The sequence below is a fragment of the Shewanella sp. HL-SH4 genome, assembly GCF_051164845.1.
Taxonomy (GTDB): domain Bacteria; phylum Pseudomonadota; class Gammaproteobacteria; order Enterobacterales; family Shewanellaceae; genus Shewanella; species Shewanella glacialimarina.
The window spans coordinates 1,308,849-1,327,804 of sequence record NZ_CP195037.1; the positions used below are offsets into that span (position 1 = coordinate 1,308,849).

Here is an 18,956-nt window from a genome sequence, read left to right on the forward strand (position 1 = left end):
TACAAAGATCAACTAACCCTAATACAAACCGCCAATACCTCATTAAAATAGTAAGTTTAAAGGATACTCACATGACAATTAAAATCGGAATTAATGGCTTTGGCCGCATGGGACGTTTAGCGCTTAGAGCAGCTTGGAACTGGGATGATGTTGAATTTGTCCAAATCAATGATCCCGCCGGAGACACTGCTACTTTAGCCCATTTACTCACATTTGACTCAGTTCACGGTCGTTGGCAACACGAGGCCAATGCCGAAGCGGATGATATGGTGATAAACGGTAAACGCATTGCCTGTACCCGCAACAAAACCATCAGCGAAACCGATTGGTCAAAATGTGATGTCGTCATTGAAGCCTCAGGTAAAATGAAAACCAAAGAAGTACTGCAAGCTTATTTAGATCAAGGTGTAAAGCGCGTTGTAGTGACCGCCCCAGTGAAAGAAGACGGTGTATTAAACATCGTAATGGGCGTAAATCATCAGCTTTATGACAAGGCGATTCATTCAATTGTCACTGCCGCTTCTTGCACCACTAACTGCTTAGCGCCTATTGTAAAAGTCATTCATGAAAACATAGGTATAGTGCATGGTTCTATGACCACGATTCACGACATTACCAACACCCAAACGATTCTCGATGCGCCGCATAAAGATCTTCGCCGTGCACGAGCCTGTGGCTTAAGTCTTATTCCTACCACCACAGGTTCAGCAACTGCGATTACCCATATTTTCCCTGAACTAAAGGGCAAGCTTAACGGTCATGCAGTGCGTATTCCGCTAGCCAATGCCTCATTAACCGATTGTGTGTTTGAGGTCAGTCGCCCAACCACAGAAGCAGAAGTGAATAGCTTATTTAAAACCGCAGCCGAAGGGCCTTTAAAAGATATTCTAGGCTATGAAGAACGCCCTTTAGTGTCGGTCGATTATAAAACCGATCCACGTTCGAGCATCATTGACGCGCTATCAACCATGATCATTAATGGCACTCAGGTTAAACTTTATGCCTGGTATGATAACGAATGGGGTTATGCAAATCGCGCTGCTGAACTAGCCCGTATGGTCGGCCAAATGGATAAAGCATCAGCTTAAATAGGGAGAACTCAATGGGACTTTTGACTGAATCGCGCTGCTGAACTCGCCCGTATGGTCGGCCAAATGGATAAAGCATCAGCTTAAATAGAGAGAACTCAATGGGACTTTTGGCTGAATCGTGCCGCTGAAATCGCCCGTATGGTTGGCCAAATGGATAAAGCTTAAGCTTATATAAAGAGAACATAATGGGATTTTTGACAGGACTGTCGCCAGAAATTCGCCAATACTTGGTCGTTACTGGCAACTATTGGGCATTCACGTTGACCGATGGCGCCCTTCGTATGTTAGTGGTGCTGTATTTTCATGGTTTGGGTTATAGCCCGCTAAATATTGCGATGCTGTTCCTTTTTTATGAAATTTTTGGGGTAGTCACTAACTTAATTGGCGGCTGGTTAGGTGCTCGATTGGGCTTAAACAAGACCATGAATATTGGCCTTTTTATGCAAATAGTTGCCCTTGGCATGCTATTAGTTCCCGCTGCAGCGCTAACCATACCCTGGGTCATGGCGGCACAAGCTTTGTCTGGCATAGCCAAAGATCTCAATAAAATGAGCGCGAAAAGTAGCATCAAATTATTGGTGCCTACTGATGCACAGGGGCAACTGTATAAGTGGGTTGCCATATTGACCGGATCAAAAAATGCCTTAAAGGGAGCGGGCTTCTTTTTAGGCGGCGCCTTACTGACACTATTGGGTTTTCAGTATGCGATTCTTTGCATGGCTGTTGGGTTATTGCTGGTGTGGATTTTCAGTCTATTTAACTTGAAGCGTGACTTAGGTAAAGCCAAAAACAAGCCTAAGTTCACTGAAATATTCTCAAAAAGTCAGGCGGTAAATACCCTTTCAGCGGCGCGACTGTTTTTATTTGGTGCTCGCGATGTGTGGTTTGTGGTCGCCTTACCCGTTTACCTGGCGTCAACCTTCGGCTGGGATCACTGGTATGTCGGCGGCTTTCTTGCTCTTTGGGTCATAGCTTATGGTGTAGTACAAGCTTTTGCACCCCGATTAACCGGTAAAAACCAAGGAAAAGTCCCCGATGGACGCAGCGCCTTAGGTTGGGCGGTTTTGCTCAGTGTGGTGCCAGCTTGTATTGCACTGGCTATAAGTTATGACTTTCATGCTGCCAATATACTTGTGGGCGGATTAATGCTTTTTGGCGCATTATTTGCCATCAACTCCTCGCTACACAGTTATTTGATTGTCAGCTATGCCAGCGAAGATGGCGTGTCTTTAGATGTCGGCTTTTATTATATGGCCAATGCGATGGGACGTTTAATCGGTACAGTGCTGTCTGGTTGGGTTTATCAATTATATGGTATGGCCGCTTGTCTGTGGATATCAGCTGTTTTTATTGCACTAGCCGCGCTTATTTCAGTCAAACTGCCAAGGCATCAGCAAGCGTAAATCATTTGCGGGGTAAGGCGAGATGAGATAATGCGTTATTTCATCTAACCTTAATAAACGTCTAATGCAGCTATTGCCATCCTGACGCATAGAGTTCAAAACACAACAATATCGACAACAATATCGATTAGCCCACACGGATATGCTCAGTAATACCGTTTCAGCTCGTATCTTTAAATGAATTTATTTGATATATATTGGTGTAAGCAGAGTGGCACTATAATTTATTTCAGGAGGGAGTGTGGGGAGATCATTTGTATTATTTGTTGCTTTTAGTCTATTACCCATATTTTCTATCTATGGAAAAGAATTGAAACTTGCCGTGGTGCCTAAATTTCATAGTGTTTTTTTTGATCAAAGCAAAGCTGGCTGTGTAGATGCTGCGGCTCAAATAAAAGGCGTGGAATGCATATATCGGGGACCAGATATAAGTAATGTTAGGATGCAAGATCAGGTAATAAATCAACTGATTGATGAAGGTATAGACGGTATTGCTGTCGCCGTTACACAATCTAAATATCTCGTTACAAATAGCCTTAAGAGAGCTAAAGAAGCAGGTATTCCGGTTATTACCTATGACTCTGATATTGATGTTTCAGTCAACGAGGACCCTAATAGTTTACGCCTAGCGTATATAGGCACTGACAATTTTGAATTGGGTAAGTCATTAGGTGAAGAGTTAAAAAAACTTCGCCCCAATGGGGGAACGCTAATAATGCAATCTGGGCGACCCGATTCTCCCAATCTGAATTTAAGACTGATGGGTGTCCGTTCCGCATTATCGGGAAAAAAATACGACGCACCTCCTGGAGAATTGCTTAATAACGATTCCGGATGGACAGAGGTTAGAGAGCCTTTCTTTAATTTTGATCAATTGGATCAATCTGTTAATCAAATGGAGTCTGTAATGAAAGGTAAGCCTGTAAAAGCAGACTCTTTTATTGCTGTTGGTGGTTGGCCGCAAAATGACCAAGCACTTTATCGTAAAATGATTGCCCCGTACCAGGAAAAAATTAATAACAACAAGGTCATCATTGTTATTACTGATACATCATCTGAACAATTAACTATGTTGGAAGATCATCTTGTTCATATCAATATTGGTCAAAAACCCTATGAAATGGGAAGACAAGCCATTTTGACACTGTATAAAATTGTAACAGAACAAAAATATCAGAAAACCATTTACACACCTATCACTGTTTGCACACCAGAGAACGCTGATACATGTACCAAGATTACGGGATTGTAATCATAGCTTATAATCTAGCCCCACTAAATGTCTAAGCTGATATCACTTTGGTGAGTGTAACTAGTCCAATACTTCATGGGTACTTATTGCCTGCCGCAGGAATGTTCAGGATGAAAGGAATGTCGTGATCACATGGATGTGAAAGAACGACCTTATGTGCAGATAATCCAGCGAGACGCCAGCTCTTGATTTTAAAATCAGCATCCATGTGGGCTTAACCAAAACATCCATGTTTTGGATACTTGCTGGCTCATCTGCACCTGAATTTTTGTTTCTTCGATTTAGCTTAATTGATGGCTGTGGCAAAAGCTAAATCAGAACCAGAGTTAACTCATTTTCGAACTGAAGCGAGTTAGAGCTTATTTTTACAAAATTTAACCCTGACCCGACTAAATTAATCTGTCTATTCGAGAGTAATTCACTGAAACTAAACATTAAATTTTTTCATTAAAAAATATCTTGCTGGACTACCAGAAAATTCAGGAATGACACCTGCAAGTTCAAAACCTATTTTTTGATAAAAAATAGGTGCTTGAATTGATAAGGTATCCGATTGTGCTATTAGGCATCCTCTGTTTTTAGCTTCTAATTCAGCCATGAGCATCAACTCACGTCCTAAGCCTGCACCTCTATGCTTTTTAGCAACCCATACAACATCAATTAAAAAATTTCTGTATATGGTTCTACCTGATATGCCACCAATAAGTTGATCACATTCATCTCTAGCGGTCAGCATCAACGGCTGTGCTACTTCATTTCCTATTTGCTCATGAATATGTTCTCTAACACCTTCAATCAGCGCGTTAAAAATTGTTGGTTCTTGCTCATTTATCACTTGAAATTTCATTAACATACCTTAGCATTAATCTATAACTCGTCATTGATTTTTGGTTAAAACTGGATTGGTGGTTTTTAATGAAGAATGTTGCTTCAGTAACCTGCCAAATCCTGCCAAATTCCGGTAAGTGAAATGAGTTCTTCAGGTGGTGTTGCTGCTGCTCGCCAATAATGCCGACCATCGCCGGTGCGCTTTAACAGCTTATGGTTACACAATTCTCGCCTAATAAGCGCGAAATCAGCAAATCCAAGAAAACGCTTAATTACGCTATTAACGTCCTGTTCACTGTAGGATTGTTGGTACTGAAAACGGCACCAAAAAAACCATAAACTTTGATCTTGAAGGGCGCGTTTAGCTGGCCACGCTCTAAGGATGTAATTTGAGTCCATGAAAGGTTGTAGCTTTCGCGGAATCATAATATCAAGTTGTTTGGGTTTGTTTAATGTGGCCACATTATTTGTCGTTAACGCAGCATCACGCAAATGTTGGAAATTGGCATATCCTGCCGACTGGGCAAGAATATTGAGCATTTCAAGGTGTGAAGGAAACCTTTCACAATTTTTAAATTGATTACGCAGATATTTAGCCAGCGTCGAAATATCTTCACAGCTAAAAGGGATGATTTGTTTCGTCATAGTGATACCCGTTTATGGGTGCCCACAGTTAAGTTGTCTATTTGCAATGCAAACAGAGTCACGATCGCCGACCTACGACATAGGCACACAATATACAAAGTACCTTTATATTTAACGTTTCAGCAGGTTTAGCTCTACGATTTTTCGTAGCGGCGATGCCTAGGTGAACTGCCGACCAGCCCGTATTATTAATTAACAAGATCAATATGACAAGTTTTTAATGTGACTTAAAAGCGGCTACAAAACGAGAAAAATAATAAAAACATGACAGAGATTTTAAAAGCTTTCGATCTAGAAATCGTTCTCTTAAATAGCATATCCTGCCAGTGAATCAGACTAGGCAAGTCTGATTCACAGTAACGATTTTTGAAACCCCTCATGGTCAGGTGTTTCTTTTTGGTACCCATTACTTTTTGTATCTCAAATTATCAGGCAACAAAGGGCTGATCTTCGAGCCGTGGCACACTTTGGGGCAAAACCAAGTCAGTATTTTGAAATAATCTTATGTCACTCACTCTTTAAAACTTGCCAATTAAGTCAATGCTCGAAAGGTTCATTATGGTAGTTTGCGAGCCGACCATCCGACCCAGGGATGGGTCGGTTGAGCTACAAGGACGTACTTGCGCGTGTCGGTGAGTTAATATCATGCTGAACCTACATAGATAAACTTCACGATACATGCTTTGCTATAACCAAAGCGCCATGTTCATAGTAGCTGCTGGCCATACACACAAGCTGACATGGGAGGGGTAAATCAAGTCATTGTTTTAAAATAACTTTATGTCACTCACTCTTTAAAACTTGCCGATTAAGTAAATGCTCGAAAGGTTCATTATGGTGGTTTGCAAGCCGACCATCCGCCCCTGGGATGGGTCGGTTGAGCTACAGAACTTTTTATTTCAAAAGAATGCTGCGTGTCGGTGAGTTAATATCATGCTGAACCTACATAGATAAACTTCACGATGCATTCTTTGCTATGGTATAGCTCCATGATCATAGAGACCATATGCATAATCCCACTTTAACTCACAAAGCTGTTAAGGCTTCAGCCCTCTTTACCAATGTTCAGCTGTTAAGGCTTCAGCCCTCTTTACCAATGTTCAGCCGTTAACATCAACACCCGTCAGGCTCAACAATTGCCCATCTATAAGCTGATAACAGGCATTCATTTGACTTAACGCTGTAGTTCTGTGACTTATCATCAACACGGTTTTATGCTCAGCAAAGGCAAATAAAGTTGCGAGTATTTCTCGTTCGGTGCGCTTATCTAATCCTTCTGTTGGTTCATCTAACAGCAATAGTGGTGCATCACGCAGTAACGCGCGGGCAACACCGATTCGGCGTTGCTCGCCGCCAGATAATTGCCTGCCGCCTTCGCCCATCCACATGTCTAACGGGTTATCACCCTGTAATAAATGACTTAAGCCCACTTGTGACAACACATGAATTAACTTTTCATCGTGGGCTTTACGTTTTTCACCAGCAACATAAGGTAATGCCAACACTAAGTTGTCACGCAATTTACCGCTAAACAAATGCACTCGCTGGCTGACGACCGACATTGATGCGCGTAAATTCGCTTCACTATAATTTTCAAGCGGCTGGCCATCTAAGGTAATACTGCCCGAGTCTGCTTGCCATTCGCGGGTGATCATATGCAATAAACTGGATTTACCACAGCCGGTTTTACCGACAATAGCCACTTTATGTCCAGCTGGAATATGTAAATTCAGCCCTTTTAAAACCGCCTGATTAGCGTGATAAGCAAAATGTAAGTTGCTGATAACCAATGCGCCTGTTTTAGCCTTAATTGCTTCATTAATAGCATCATTGCTGCCAAATTGAATAGCTGGAACTTGCTCAGTTATTGCCGTCACCCGCGTGGCCGCTAACACTGTGCTAGATAAATGTTGAAACGCGCCTGCTATTGGCATCATCATTTCTAAACAGGCAATGGTAGCAAATATGATCAAGGCAAATAATGGCCCTGGCGGCACGGCATCACCCACGCCATTCGCGGCTAAATACAGCATCAACAATACCGCGAAACCGTTGGTTAAAATTAATATCGCCTGACTTAACCCAGTAATTTTTGCCATCGCAATTTGGCTGTTAAAAAAGATCTGTTGCTGTTGATACACTTTGGTTAAGTAACGTGAATTAGCCGCAAATAAGCTTAATTCAGCCTGACCTTGAATCACATCCAGTAGCTGTACTCTAAAGCTTTGTTTCGTTTCGATTAACTGCTGACCAGGGGCTTTACCTAATTGATAAAAAATACTCGGCAATATCAATAATACTAAAAGCAAAAAGCCGCACAGCGCTAACGCTAAACTAGCATCAAACCAGGCGATAAACGCATACAGGGCAGCAATCATCAATAATGATGCGCTAATCGGTGTAATAAGGCGCAAATAAAGATGATCTAGAGTGTCGATATCGGCCACTAAACGATTTAATAAATCACCTCGGCGTAGACCTGTTAAATTAGCGGCGCTAAGAGGTAATAGCTTTTGCCAAGCCCACACTCTCAGTTCAGTTAGTAACTTAAAGGTGGCTTCATGGGTGGCTAAGCGCTCACCATATCGGCTTGCGGTGCGGGCGATAGAGAAAAATCGCACGCCGCCTGCTGGGGTGAAAAAGTTAAAAACCTGCGCCGTGGCAACGGTGAGTCCTGCGACTGCGGTGGCGGATAAAAACCACCCCGACAATGACAATAAACCCACACCCGCTAACAAGGTAATAAAACTGAGTAATAAGCCCACTAGCATCATTAACCATTGGCGCTTAAATAAGTGTACAAAAGGCAGTAGCACTTTCATTAACTGACCTCCTGTTGCAGTAATTGATAAAAGCTACCTTGGGCTGCCATTAATGTTTGATAGTCCCCCTGTTCCACCAGCTGGCCTTTATCGATGACGATAATGTTATCGACTTGGGTTAAGTCATTTAACTTATGCGTCACCATTAAGGTGGTTTTTGCCTTTGTCGCTTGAGATAAAGCGGCCATTACCGCTTCAGCACTTTGTTCATCTAAGCTGGCTGTCGGCTCATCAAGTATAAACACACTGGCTTGTTGGCTCAGCGCTCTGGCCAAGGCGATTCGCTGGGCTTGCCCTACTGATACGCCAGATGATTGATCGCTTATTACCGTATGCAGCCCCTGGGGATGCTGAGTGACAAAATCAGCAATTTGAGCTTGTTCAAGTAATAGCATAATGTCTTGGTCACTTAGCTCGGGACTGCCTAATGCGACGTTTTCAGCAATTGTGCCGTGAAATAACAGCGGGTCTTGCCCTAACCAAGCAAGGTGTTTTCGCCAATGGGCAAGGCTGATTGAGTCAAAGGCTTGGTCATTAATCAGTAACTCGCCTTCATAGGGTAAAAAGCCTAACAAGGCTTGCAGCAAACTGGTTTTACCCGCGCCGCTAACACCCACAATAGCCACGTGTTGCCCTGCGATAACATTGAATGAAACAGGCCCAAGTAAACATTGGCCATCCATGCTCATCACTCTTAGATCTGTCGCTCTGATGCTAACCTGGTTAAGATCAGGCGTTTGATTGCCATCAGTGTGAACATGAGAAAGGGAATAATCTAATAACTCAACTAAGGATTCTGCAGCGCCAATAGCTTGCGCTTTAGCGTGATAATGGGTGCCTAAATCGCGCAGAGGCTGAAAAAACTCAGGTGCTAACATAAGCACAAACATGCCGGTAAATAAGCTGATCCCTAAGCCATAATGACCAAAATTTAAATGGCCTAAATAACTAAAACCAAAATACACCGCCAATACTGCGATAGATAATGCCGCAAAAAACTCTAACACCGCTGAGCTTAAAAATGCCAATCGCAACACCGACATGGTACGACTTCTAAAGTCTTCTGATGCTTGATGGATTTGCTTAATTTCGGCTTCACCGCGGTAAAATAATTTTAAGGTACTCAAACCTTTGTAAGCGATCCATAAAATGACCACTTAATCGACTTAAGGCGCTGAAGTTTTTGCGATTGGCATCCGCAGCCCCCATGCCGACTAAAATCATAAACATTGGAATAAGTGGCGCTGTAGTCAAAAGCACCACACCTGCAGCCCAGTTTAAGGGAAATACCAGCACTAAAATAAACACAGGAATAAACCCTGCCAACAGCATTTGTGGCACATATTTACTATAAAAATCATGTAAATCTTCCACTTGCTCAAGCACAATACTTGCCCATGCACCGGCTGGCTTACCTTTAATAAATGCCGGCCCTAGGGCAACCAGTTTGTTCAATACTGCTTGCCTGATATCTTGGCGGAGTAATCTTCCTGCCTCAAAGCTGAATCGTTCGCGCCAGTAAACTAAAGCCGCGCGGGTGAGTAATAATATGGCTAAACCGATAAAAAATGGCCCTAATTGAGCAACGGCTAACTCAGTCATGATCACCCCATGTAAAATTTTAGCAATACAATAAGCTTGGCCTATTATGGCTACGCCATTTAACAGTCCGAGTAAGGTCGCTAACTTAAGGTATATACCACAGGCAGATTGCTGACTTTTAAGCCATTTGGCTAATGACTTTTCTAACGACTTATCCATGACACTCCAACAACAATTCTTGATGCGCTAAAGGCTAGCTTAAAGGCACAACATTCAGAATATAGAATAATAAAAATAGATAATGGTTTTAAAATGCAGTATCGCAGCTGTTATCTACCTAATACAATGAGTCGGCTGATAATGTTAACTGGTGCACATTTTAGGTATTGATGAGATGAATCCTGCTCGGTAAATGGCTTCACAATGAAGGATTAATTGCGCCGTACCTGACCAATACATGCCAAAGCAGTTTCAATTCTTGCACTTTTTTCGCATGGCTTGAACGCTCACTCCAGCTTGTAGGTTGCTTGCATAATGTATAGGCGGCTTGTCCCAAAATGGCGGCATCAATCATATTATCTTGGGCAATGCTTTGCGCCAACATAGGCATATTGGCCCCCCGAAAATCACTGGGTACCTCTTCTACCGATAACTGATATCCGCCATGCCATAACAGTTGAATATCATGCCCATCACATAAGGTTTGTAGCAAATCACCCACGTGTGAATCTTTAAAGCTGGGGTCGGCAACCAATATCTCGATATCATTATCTAGAGATACATCACCGTGGATTTGTGCCTCAATGTAATGATCAAGATTACAACTTGGCGTGCGTGTAAATCGCCCTTGGATGGCATTGGCTAAATCTGTGGTTAAATAGTCAATCAATTTAGCGGGCTTAAGCCCTTGAATACCTAACGCGTAATGGCGCTCAAAACTTTCACTTAATAATGCCGCTAACACACCATCGAAACAATTTATGGTGCCCTTCTCTTTTGGCAATCGATAAGAGTCCATATAGCTAAATGTACTGCGTGTTAACACTTGTGGGGTGGTCAGAAAGTAGCAACTGCCAAAGCGTGGAGCAGGCCCTAATGAGCACAAGCCTAAGTCGAGTGCACCATATTTAGGCCGATGTTTGATGCCGGAATAACATTGACCGAATAACTGGTTTTCCCAATAATCACGTGGCCCACCTAACTCTGGCGATAATTGTCCATTAGAGATATGGGTTTCAAACTGGCTTTTATAAACACCGTCTTTTATCAGGCCTTCAACCACTCTTAAGCCACGGCTATCGACTCTATCGGGATGAAAATGCAACGCAACTCGGCCATGCTGATTTAGCTTTCGCATTGCAAGTTGCAGTGAAACCATAGAGATATTTGACATCAACAGTACATTTTTGATCAACGCATGAGCGGGATCGCGTAACACTAAGGCAATCTTTTCAATGTGTGATAATGCGGCCTGTTTTGGGGTCATGAACTGCCTTATAAGACAAAAATGAAGACGAAAAGTAGGTAGTAAACTAACGACAGATTAGCATAAAAGCTAAATCAAGGGTGATAGTGATATAGCTAATAACCGTTATACAATGCACCAAGCAATTCATTGTATGCAATATTTCTTTGTTTGGCACTGAAGATTAAGACTTTTTCACGATTCCGCTAGACGTGTTTAGATAGCACTCATATTGCTTTTCAGGTAAGATGCACGCCCGCCGATATTGGCTACCTTAATATATTTAACCGCCTCGGCTGTTAACTGAGATGTAATCTATGAGTTTTGAAAACCTAGGACTAAGTGCTGCTATTTTAAAAGCGGTTGCCAAACAAGGTTATGACACCCCATCCCCTATTCAAGCCCAAGCCATTCCTGCAGTATTAAACGGTCTAGATGTTATGGCTGCAGCGCAAACAGGTACAGGTAAAACAGCGGGATTTACTCTTCCTATTCTAGAATTATTATCCCAAGGCACGCCAGTTAAACGCGGTCATGTGCGTACTTTAATATTAACGCCTACCCGTGAACTTGCTGCGCAGGTTCAAGACAGTGTCGCGACCTATGGTAAACATTTACCACTTAAATCGGCTGTAGTATTTGGCGGCGTGTCTATTCAGCCACAATTAGCATCACTTAAAAATGGTGTTGATATTCTAGTAGCAACACCTGGGCGTTTATTAGACTTATATCAGCAACGCGCGATCAACTTTGATCACCTTGAGATTTTAGTCCTTGATGAAGCCGATCGCATGTTAGACATGGGTTTTATTCGTGACATTCGTAAAATTTTGTCATTCTTGCCAGCTAAAAGACAAAACTTAATGTTTTCAGCGACATTCTCTGTCGAGATCCGCGAGCTAGCAAAAGGCTTAGTAAACAACCCTGTTGAAATTTCTGTTACCCCACGTAACAGTACTGCAAATAGCGTTGAGCAAAGCATTTACACTGTCGATAAAACGCGTAAGTCAGCAGCGTTAATCGAACTGATCAAAATCAATAACTGGAATCAGGTACTGGTATTTTCTCGCACTAAGCACGGCGCGAACCGTTTAGCGAAAAGCTTAGAGTCAGCGAATATTTCAGCTGTGGCGATTCACGGTAATAAAAGCCAAACCGCACGTACTAAAGCCTTAGCGGACTTTAAGCGTGGTGCTGCCCAAGTTATGGTTGCAACTGACATTGCTGCCCGTGGTATTGATATCGACCAACTGCCTTTTGTAGTGAATTTTGACTTACCGCAAGTGCCTGAAGACTATGTTCACCGTATTGGTCGTACCGGCCGTGCTGGTGCATCAGGTGAAGCTGTGTCTTTGGTCAGTGATGAAGAAGGTAAATTATTACGTGATATCGAAAAACTGATTCAACGCCAACTTCCCCGTAAGGTGTTAATCGGCTTTGAGGCGAATTTTACCTTACCTGAAACCCAATTAACGGGTTCTTCAACAGGGCAAAAATCTAGCGCGAGTCGCACTAAAACCTCGAGTTCAGGACAGGATAAAAAAATCCACCAAAGACGTCAGGGTAATAATGAGCAGAAGAAAAGTTCTGATGGTACTTCTGCAAACGGCGCAGCTGCAAAGAATCGTCCGCCTAGACGCCAAAAACCATTAGTTGATTTAGGGGCTAAATTTGCTAACCGAGCACAAACACCTAAACCAAGTGACAATGACTCAGGCGAGCGCAAAGCGCCAGCTAAAGCAAGTCAACCTAAGCCGCAATCGCAGCCTAGACAAACGAAGCCTAGCGAAGCTAAATCTAGCCCTGCATCAACCAGTAAAGTTGATCCTTATGCTAATGCAAAGATTAAGTTCCAAACAAAAGATTGATACTGAGTTAACGCACTTGATGAGCAGTTAAAGAGCTATTGATTAGCTGTCAGTGAAAAATCGATATGAAAATGGAGGCTTATTGGCCTCCTTTTTTATATCTGCCGTTTAGGCACAACTCATTATTTATCTGTAGATGTTGATGTTGATGTTGATGTTGAAATCGTAACTCTTTCTTGATTAGACAACCGTACTTCTATCCCTTCTATCGTGGTAATTTTACGGGCATGAATGTCTTTTTTGCGCACTTGGTACTGGGTGGACATTGCCTCAATAGGTGAAGATATTTGTACCGTTACAATTTGATTATCGTCATACCGACCCCAGCCCCAGAATGCCGCAGTCGACAACATACACACAGTGATCAAACCGTACATAACCATTTTATTAAATATAGGGTGCGGTGAATGCTCCGTTACTGCCTGGGTGGTTTTACTGATAGATGATTTCCCGCGGCGCAGATAAAAAGACGCTCCTATAACAATCAGTAACGTAATAATGATTTTGATGAACACACACATCTCCAACAACAAATAGAGTGCTATTGTACGTCAATTTAATTAAGAAACTGTTACTCGCCTCGTTAAATGCAATCAATAATCTGCTATTTATTGCGCTTAACGAGAAACTGGCCAATTACTATAAAATAAAGTCTATAGTAGTACGTCGAGTAATATGGAGATTCATATGTTAGAGATTGCCTTAATTTATTTAGCTGCAGCTTTGTTTTCAGTCACTATAGCGAAACGAGTCGGGTTAGGTTCTGTGCTGGGTTACCTTATTGCTGGAATGCTTATCGGACCTTATTTACTCGGCTTAGTCGGTGACCAAACAGACGTTATGCACTTTGCTGAGTTTGGTGTAGTGATGATGCTATTTTTAGTCGGCTTAGAATTACAACCATCAAGGCTTTGGAAATTAAGACACTCAATATTGGGTCTAGGGGGCTTACAGGTCAGCATCACCACTGTGATTATTTTTAGCGGCTGCTTGTTTGTCTTTGAATTACCCTGGCAAAGCGCATTGGCAATCGGCTTAATGCTAGCGCTATCTTCTACCGCAATTGTATTGCAAACCTTATCAGAAAAAGGCTGGATACAGCAGGAAGCTGGCCAAAATAGTTTCTCTGTATTACTGTTTCAAGATATCGCGGTTATCCCTATTCTTGCGCTATTACCCTTACTGGCGTTTACCGACTTTCCCACCACAACAGCACATAATAACCTCACTGCCAGCCTGCCTGCTTACATGCAAGTGGCGGTCTCAATTACGGTGATTATCGGGATTATTTTGGCGGGTAAGTACATATCTGCGCCATTGTTTAGATACATTGCAGACACCCGATTACGGGAGTTATTCACAGTATTTGCACTATTTCTGGTTATCTCAATTGCCTTTATTATGCAAAGTATTGGCCTTTCACCGGCACTGGGTACATTTTTGGCGGGAGTGGTATTAGCGGAAAGCGAGTTTAGACATGAATTAGAAGCGGATATAGAACCCTTTAAAGGCTTATTACTGGGGTTATTTTTTATTACGGTGGGCGCATCAATAAACTTCCCATTGTTGTTTGAACAGTTGGCTTTGGTATTGATGTTAGTCATAGGTTTGATAACCATTAAAGCCAGTGTGCTATTTATGTTAGCCAAACTGTTTAAGATGCAAACCAAGCAAAAGTGGTTATTTGCCTTAGCCTTAGCTCAAGGTGGCGAGTTTGCCTTTGTATTGTTATCACTGACAAACTCACTACAAATACTGACGCCTGAGCAAAGTGAAATGACCACCTTAGTCGTTGCTATCTCTATGCTGATGGCCCCTTTATTATTGATTTTTTATGACAAAGTCATCAACAAGCACACCACTACAACTCAAGCTGATTTTGATAAACCAGCCGATATAGAAGCGACCCAACAGGTGATCATCGCAGGCTATGGTCGTTTTGGTCAAATTGTCGGACGTTTATTGTCAGCACAGGGTTACCATATTTCCGTACTAGACCACAGCCCAAGCCAAATAGAAGTGTTAAGACGCTTTGGCAACAAGGTATTTTATGGTGATGCCGCAAGACAAGACTTACTTGAAGCCTCTGGGGCCAAAAATGCCAAAATGCTCGTTATCGCAGTCGATAATGCCGATAAAATTATTGAAATAGCCACATTAGCCCGTAAACATTATCCCCATTTAAAAATTGTCGCCCGCGCAGTTGATAGGCGCCACGCCTATGAGCTCATTCGTATCGGTGTTAGTCACTTTAAACGGGAAACCTTTGACTCGGCACTCAATCTAGGTGTCGATGCGTTAACACTGCTAGGTCACAGTCAGGCTGATTCAGAACGCGCTGGGCAGTTATTTTCTAAACACGATAATGAATCATTAACCCTACTCGCTGACTTATGGGGTGATGACCACAGCTATGGCGTGGCGGTGAAACAACGCAGCGAAGATTTACGTCAAGTGCTGGCTAAAGATAAACAGCAGCAGGACAAATTGAACACTTGCCATGGTGAGGATTGTTAAACGCCTTAAATCAACCTATTACAGACACTAAATGAGTGATAATTTGAACAGAGCTTACTTAATAGAACAAAATAATGACGCTCAACTGCTCACAATTAAACCACTGTCTTTATTGATAATTCAATGGTCATAAATAGCTATAGACGTCTTTATGACACTTCAACTGCAACAAATGATAATAATTTGTTAAAAAATTTGAATTAATGAGCCTAGTTAGGTTATCTTGTGCGCTGCGAAAGAAGTGTGCATGCGCTCATTTTGCCTCAAGCATTTGGAAAAAGTGTCTACATAAAAATGTCACGGAAGATATTAATACAGTAATTCATTGTAATTAAATAATTTATACTTATTTTTCTTTTTCCTTATGTGCAAAATACACTTCTAAAAACACTATTGCTGGCATCTTTGTTACCGACAAATAAAATAGCAATATATGTTAACGAATATAACGATAAATAGAATAACAATAAAAAAACTATCATTATCGATTGAAGATTTGCAAGGATGAAGACCCATGAACGAAGCTAGTAAACCTAGCCAACAGAACCCCCTAATCGAAGAAATTAAAAATCGCGTTCTAGAAGTAGACGCACTTCGTCATGGGACACAACACCCTGATAATATCGAATTACCACTCGATTATATTGAAGCCTTGGATGAGGTGACGTCAATCGATCGTGAGGAAATTGAAGATATCGCTCGTGATGTCATCGCCAAGCATAAAAATATCACCCGTGTACAGCCTCAAAAAAGACAGAAAAATAAACAGCGTGATCTTAATCAATGGTTAATTAATATTTCGCTATTACTCATCATCAGTGTCACAGTGAAAGTGGTGTTTTTAAATGATGGCAGCCCAAAAGATCCTAGTGAAAAAACCTTTGCCACCACAATAGCTTCTACTGATTTTACTGCCTTACAACAAGATGCGACAAACACCTTTAGTAGCATGATTGATTCAGCGCAAGCATTACTTCCTAGTGCAGAAGACTTACCTGATCTCCCTTTCAGTATTGAAGATATCGACTTGGCTGCAATTGAAGAGTCAGCATCACAAACATTTTCTTCTATTTTACAATCAGCAAAGGATTTATTACCCCAAGAAGATATTCAAACAGCAAATAACGATAAAGTCGTACAAGCTGACGATGAAATAATTATTGCAGAGCAAAACCTTACTGAAGCGGCCCCTGTTTCAGAAACAGGAGTCACAGAAACAAGAGCTTCAGAAACAAAAGAATCAGAAACACCAGAAAACCTTGTCGCTAACAATAATATTGATGCGACATCTGATACAAAATCAGACTCAGATTCAACATCTATAACGTCAAGTAAAGCCACTCTTGCGATAGCACAAGCCGCTATAGCTGAAGCAGCTATAAAAAAGGAACAGGCCGTAGCACTAGCGGCGTTAAAAGTGACTAATAAAGTCATTGAAAATGCTATGACCAAGGGAACAACTGTTGAAGAAGAGCTAGAAAAAGCGGCTTTATCGAATATCGACAGCATCAATGCTAGTACTAATACTAGCGCTGTTACACAAATAACAACAGCCATAGAAGACGTTACTAATGCGCCGTTCACTGCGGAAATAGCCAGTGTAATAGCAACCGAAAAACCCGCGATACAACAGCCTATTATAGAACAATCTATTGAAGAAAAGCCTCCTGTAGATAATCCTGTAGCCAAAAGCAGTACCGCTAACGGCAATAACACTGAAGTTGAGGTTATTGCTAATATTACAGACACATCAGACAAAGCAGATGAAGCACTCGCTTTAGCCTCAAAAGTTGAAAGTGGTGATAAAGTAGAAACGATAAGCAAAGAGCAGAAAGTAGCAGCCAAGACTATAGAATCGACTGCTAAAACTACAGTTACCGATGCAACTGAAATAGCACAGAATGACAGCAGTATTGATGCAACAAATGTCGAAGCTGAAGATATAGAGACATTAGCAACAGAAACCATGGCAACTATGCCGATGGTAATGGCTGACACAGGGCTAATGAAAGCATTAGATCAGGCGTTTAATCAACTTAGCAACATTAAGGCGCCACCTCGGCCTGAACTCGCCATCAAAGCAACAAACATTGAAGCGCCTACAGATGCAACAACTGTTGATGCTGAAAGTCTTGATATCGCCGATACAAATAGTGTCGCCACTGACAAAGTTAATATTGCAGCAGCTAACATCTCTACCAGAGACGAGCTGACAACTGTTGCTGACGAGCAGGTAGCTACAGAATCAGAAAAAGCAACCACACAGTCACAAGTAGCTAATAGTATATTACCGAGTGAGACCCAATTAATCCCCCAAGAGACAGCAGCGCTTATTGAGCAACCTAAAGACACAAAAGCTATAGATACTAAGGCGATAGATACCAAGGCTTTAGATTCTAAGGCTTTAGAATCGAAGGAAAGAGATACTCAAGCAATGAATGACTCACAAGTGACCTCAGCGGTGCCAGTTGAGCTTGTCGTAGAAGCAAAAAAACCAGTGCCAACCAAAGTTGCTTCCGACAAAAAACAGCTCGTTGAAGAATCTCACACAGACCTTGCCCTAACATCCGTTAATCCAAGCCCTGCGGTATCAACTTTGAACGAAAAACCTATATCAACAGAGCCAGAGGTTACTCAACTAGCCCTAGCAGACGCAGATATAGAATCAGTCGATGACAATACTGCAACTGAAATAGCCCAAAACACGCCATCAAATAAGGCATCACAGGTGTTGCGGGTAACATTAGGTGCCGATGATGCAATAGATGAAGTGACACAAAAATTAATTGCAGCTCAACAAGCGCCTTCAAATATAAATGCGATAGCCAAGCAAGCGGTTACACAGATATCTCAACCTAAGGTAAATGACGCCGAGATAGCGGTCATAACGGCACAATCTAAATCAGTGGTATCTGAGCAAGCCGCATCAAAACCTGATGAAATAGTGGTACAGACGGTATCAACTGCTACTAAAGCACCTATAACAGCTGTACCTATAGCTGCAGCACCTGCGATAAATACAGATGCTAGGTTTGTGGCAACTAAGCAGGACGCACAAAGTAACTATAATGGCCTTAACCTTAAGCTACAGCTAAACTCTATTGTTGATTTAAGCCAGCTGGCTAAAATGTCGGTATCACAGTTTTATAGCGACAAATCAAGACTACCAAAACCATCAGATAAGATTGATTTACCTATTAATGACCTTAAAGCACATCCGTTAATAAGTGATATTTTTCTATCAGAGCAAAGCGATGTTGTTGTAAAACTGGCGAAATATTATGGCGAAGACTCACAACTGACTTTTACTCCTAGCATTGGCAATAATGATGATGGATTGATTAACTGGAAGTGTAATGCCAATATCGACCCATCATTGTTGGTCGGCCCTGGTGAATCACCTTGTAGCTTAACCAAAAGTGCCGCTGCACCCGCGTCTAATACCAAGCTTTAAACGACAAGTAAGTTTACGCATAAAAAGCATAAGCTCGCGCTTATGCTTTTTAGTTTATGCGCTAAAGTT

General features: G+C 41.9%; 11 protein-coding genes and 1 pseudogene. 6 read left to right on the plus strand and 6 right to left on the minus strand.

Annotation, left to right across the window (positions count from 1 at the left end; translation table 11 throughout):
• Nucleotides 1–71: 71 nt before the first annotated feature.
• The 3 genes from ACRWQL_RS06680 (at nt 72) to ACRWQL_RS06690 (ending at nt 3,746) form a co-directional block, all read left to right on the plus strand.
• On the plus strand, nt 72–1,088 hold the full coding sequence (locus ACRWQL_RS06680) for an ArsJ-associated glyceraldehyde-3-phosphate dehydrogenase (protein WP_434952837.1): 1,017 nt from the start codon (nt 72–74) through the stop codon (nt 1,086–1,088).
• 188 nt (nt 1,089–1,276) lie between these two features.
• A complete protein-coding gene (gene arsJ / locus ACRWQL_RS06685; protein ID WP_434952838.1) occupies nt 1,277–2,494 on the plus strand; it encodes an organoarsenical effux MFS transporter ArsJ in 1,218 nt (405 codons plus the stop codon).
• A 241-nt stretch (nt 2,495–2,735) separates the two neighbouring features.
• Nucleotides 2,736–3,746: a substrate-binding domain-containing protein gene (locus ACRWQL_RS06690; protein ID WP_434952839.1), complete on the plus strand. Its 1,011-nt coding sequence runs from the start codon at nt 2,736–2,738 to the stop codon at nt 3,744–3,746.
• 427 nt (nt 3,747–4,173) lie between these two features.
• Here the strand turns inward: ACRWQL_RS06690 and ACRWQL_RS06695 are convergent, their stop codons facing one another.
• The 5 genes and pseudogenes from ACRWQL_RS06695 to ACRWQL_RS06715 all read right to left on the minus strand — a co-directional run bounded on the left by ACRWQL_RS06695 (nt 4,174) and on the right by ACRWQL_RS06715 (nt 11,069).
• Nucleotides 4,174–4,593 carry a GNAT family N-acetyltransferase gene (locus tag ACRWQL_RS06695; protein ID WP_434952840.1) on the minus strand — a complete coding sequence of 140 codons (420 nt, stop codon included), beginning with the start codon at nt 4,591–4,593 and terminating at the stop codon, nt 4,174–4,176.
• Between the two features lie 83 nt (nt 4,594–4,676).
• The gene (locus ACRWQL_RS06700; RefSeq protein WP_434952841.1) at nt 4,677–5,219 is read right to left on the minus strand and encodes a DUF2087 domain-containing protein; all 543 of its coding nucleotides are present in this window, start codon (nt 5,217–5,219) and stop codon (nt 4,677–4,679) included.
• A gap of 1,100 nt (nt 5,220–6,319) precedes the next feature.
• Complete coding sequence (gene cydC, locus ACRWQL_RS06705; RefSeq protein WP_434952842.1) at nt 6,320–8,041, minus strand: heme ABC transporter ATP-binding protein/permease CydC; 1,722 nt, start codon at nt 8,039–8,041, stop codon at nt 6,320–6,322.
• Nucleotides 8,041–9,802 (minus strand): annotated as a pseudogene (gene cydD, locus ACRWQL_RS06710) (heme ABC transporter permease/ATP-binding protein CydD). Before cydD ends, cydC begins: the two are co-directional and overlap by 1 nt.
• A gap of 199 nt (nt 9,803–10,001) precedes the next feature.
• Entirely contained in the window at nt 10,002–11,069 is a 1,068-nt protein-coding gene (locus ACRWQL_RS06715) for a DUF3626 domain-containing protein (RefSeq protein WP_434952843.1), read from the minus strand.
• Between the two features lie 296 nt (nt 11,070–11,365).
• Here ACRWQL_RS06715 and ACRWQL_RS06720 point away from each other — a divergent pair, with 296 nt between their 5' ends.
• On the plus strand, nt 11,366–12,916 hold the full coding sequence (locus ACRWQL_RS06720; protein ID WP_434952844.1) for a DEAD/DEAH box helicase: 1,551 nt from the start codon (nt 11,366–11,368) through the stop codon (nt 12,914–12,916).
• A gap of 122 nt (nt 12,917–13,038) precedes the next feature.
• Here the strand turns inward: ACRWQL_RS06720 and ACRWQL_RS06725 are convergent, their stop codons facing one another.
• The gene (locus ACRWQL_RS06725; RefSeq protein WP_434952845.1) at nt 13,039–13,431 is read right to left on the minus strand and encodes a hypothetical protein; all 393 of its coding nucleotides are present in this window, start codon (nt 13,429–13,431) and stop codon (nt 13,039–13,041) included.
• A 172-nt stretch (nt 13,432–13,603) separates the two neighbouring features.
• Here ACRWQL_RS06725 and ACRWQL_RS06730 point away from each other — a divergent pair, with 172 nt between their 5' ends.
• The gene (locus tag ACRWQL_RS06730; protein WP_434952846.1) at nt 13,604–15,433 is read left to right on the plus strand and encodes a monovalent cation:proton antiporter-2 (CPA2) family protein; all 1,830 of its coding nucleotides are present in this window, start codon (nt 13,604–13,606) and stop codon (nt 15,431–15,433) included.
• Nucleotides 15,434–15,947: 514 nt separating this feature from the next.
• Entirely contained in the window at nt 15,948–18,887 is a 2,940-nt protein-coding gene (locus ACRWQL_RS06735; RefSeq protein WP_434952847.1) for a hypothetical protein, read from the plus strand.
• Nucleotides 18,888–18,956: the final 69 nt, after the last annotated feature.

What these genes read in the sequence shown, in the direction of transcription:
- arsJ (WP_434952838.1), top strand. Translation starts at nt 1,277, where the DNA reads ATGGGATTTTTGACAGGACTGTCGCCAGAAATTCGCCAATACTTGGTC.
- ACRWQL_RS06735 (WP_434952847.1), top strand. Translation starts at nt 15,948, where the DNA reads ATGAACGAAGCTAGTAAACCTAGCCAACAGAACCCCCTAATCGAAGAA.
- ACRWQL_RS06720 (WP_434952844.1), top strand. Translation starts at nt 11,366, where the DNA reads ATGAGTTTTGAAAACCTAGGACTAAGTGCTGCTATTTTAAAAGCGGTT.
- ACRWQL_RS06700 (WP_434952841.1), bottom strand. Translation starts at nt 5,219, where the DNA reads ATGACGAAACAAATCATCCCTTTTAGCTGTGAAGATATTTCGACGCTG.
- ACRWQL_RS06680 (WP_434952837.1), top strand. Translation starts at nt 72, where the DNA reads ATGACAATTAAAATCGGAATTAATGGCTTTGGCCGCATGGGACGTTTA.
- ACRWQL_RS06715 (WP_434952843.1), bottom strand. Translation starts at nt 11,069, where the DNA reads ATGACCCCAAAACAGGCCGCATTATCACACATTGAAAAGATTGCCTTA.
- cydC (WP_434952842.1), bottom strand. Translation starts at nt 8,041, where the DNA reads ATGAAAGTGCTACTGCCTTTTGTACACTTATTTAAGCGCCAATGGTTA.
- ACRWQL_RS06730 (WP_434952846.1), top strand. Translation starts at nt 13,604, where the DNA reads ATGTTAGAGATTGCCTTAATTTATTTAGCTGCAGCTTTGTTTTCAGTC.
- ACRWQL_RS06695 (WP_434952840.1), bottom strand. Translation starts at nt 4,593, where the DNA reads ATGAAATTTCAAGTGATAAATGAGCAAGAACCAACAATTTTTAACGCG.